The organism is Oleiphilus sp. HI0128, assembly GCF_001635365.1.
In genome coordinates this window covers 1-1777 of sequence record NZ_LWGG01001095.1, presented here as the reverse complement: position 1 = coordinate 1777, position 1777 = coordinate 1, and the positions used below count along the sequence as shown (strand labels likewise).

3 protein-coding genes are annotated in these 1777 nt (G+C 47.8%); all 3 read left to right on the top strand.

The window, feature by feature from the left end; all coding sequences use genetic code 11:
• A partial coding sequence (locus A3763_RS18600; protein ID WP_068760327.1) for a biopolymer transporter ExbD occupies positions 1 to 395 on the top strand: 395 nt, incomplete at its 5' end.
• Positions 392 to 1261, top strand: coding sequence for an energy transducer TonB (locus A3763_RS18595; RefSeq protein WP_068633873.1), 870 nt, complete (start codon positions 392 to 394; stop codon positions 1259 to 1261). The genes A3763_RS18600 and A3763_RS18595, both read left to right, overlap by 4 nt.
• A 9-nt stretch (positions 1262 to 1270) precedes the next feature.
• The coding region (locus A3763_RS18590; protein WP_156495172.1) for a TonB-dependent receptor plug domain-containing protein at positions 1271 to 1777 on the top strand (507 nt) is incomplete at its 3' end.

Genomic DNA, 1777 nt, shown 5'->3' with positions numbered 1-1777 from the left:
TGAAGCTTATTCATATCGAAGCGTCCAATAACAATAGCCTTAACCTGGACGGTAATATGGTCCCTGCGATCAATATCGTCTTCTTGTTATTGATCTTCTTTATGGTGGCCGGTCAGATTAAATCGCCAAGCAAGAGCCTGGAATTGCCCAATTCACAAAATGATCAGAAAGTGGACGCGAAGACGCTGGTACTGGAAATTCATGCAAATGGAGAATACTTACTGGAAGGTGAGCAAGTTAATGACGAACTTAGCAAAGTGTTTTCTGATCAGACGATCACAGAACTGAGTATACGCATTCACCGCCAGCTTCCCGCTTCTGCATTAGACCCGGTGCTAAAGCTGGCACGAACTTACGGCATGGAAAGCCTGAGCATTCAGACGATTCAGCCATGAAGATCAAAAGTGCTCACATAACAACAGCAAGTCTCTTTGCGATCGCGCTCCACTTTTCCCTGGCACTAGCTTATAGCATCTATAGCTTGCCCTCTACTATTGCCATAAGCGGAGCTCAACAAGCAGGTGAAGACGGCTTAATAGCAGGCCTGGGTCTGGCAGGAAGCTTTGTGGATACCAGTGCCGCGGCCTCAAGTGAAGAAGCACCCAACGAGCAAGTTCAAGAAGAGCTTGTCGATATCAAAGAAACCCAAACACCAGACGAAGTCGCAGAAATCGAACCAGCGCTTGAAGCAATAGAAGAAACAATAGAAGAACCCACACCCGTCGAAACAATTGATATGGAGAAGAAGCAAACAGATCTGCCAGCCGAGCTTCCTGCTCCTGAGCAGGTGGCTAAAAAGCTAGAAACGACTCAACCAGAAACTAAGCAAGCAGAAACAAAGCAGGCTGAAGACAGCAAAACTCAGGAAGACATATTTGATAGTAAACAAAACAGTCGAGCAACTATCAAAGCAACGGGAACAGGGAAAAGCACTACGACAGGAGGTAAACCAGCTATTCAGCAAACTTATCTTTCTCGTATTCTCGCCCATGCTGCGCGCCACAAACGCTACCCACGAAGCGCCCGTCGAGCAGGTGTGACCGGCACTGTTCACGTTAATTTTTATCTAAAAACAAATGGTCGTCTAAAACGACCAAGGATTACAAAAAGTTCGGGAGACCCTCGCCTGGATCAGGAAGCTCTAGACATGCTGCTACGAGCTACCCCCTTTCCAGCGATACCAGAAGAATTGAGCAAGGACGGTCTCGACCTTACCTTGCCGATTGAATTTTCACTCAACTCATCCAACACGCTTTTTTAAGGAAGTATCATGTCTCACAACATTAATAATCCGGCCCGAGACTCGGAAACAAACCACACTACACAAAACCCGAAAACTTTTTCTACGACTCGTTCTTCTGGAACATTAGCCCTGGCGATATCCGGTGCTCTAATGACGGGTATGGCAAGCGCTGAAGAGCCCACTCCAGAAAGCATCAAGCTTGATAAGCTTAAAATTGAAGAGTCTGTCACACCCGACACAAACCCTTATGCGACACCAGGTTCCCCTTACCTAGCGGAACGCCTTTCTGACCCTCGCCGAACAAGAACACTGGCTGAAACTCCGGCAACAATAAATGTTGTGACGACTACACAGGTCGCCGAGTCTGGCCGTAGTGACTTGCGCACTATTTTGGATGGTCAGCCTGGCATTACCCTGGGAACAGGCGAAAACGGAAATGCCTTTGGTGACCGCTATGTTATTCGTGGTCATGAAGCGCGCAGTGATGTCTTCGTCGACGGCTTACGCGACCCGGGCATGACCATTCGTGAAAGT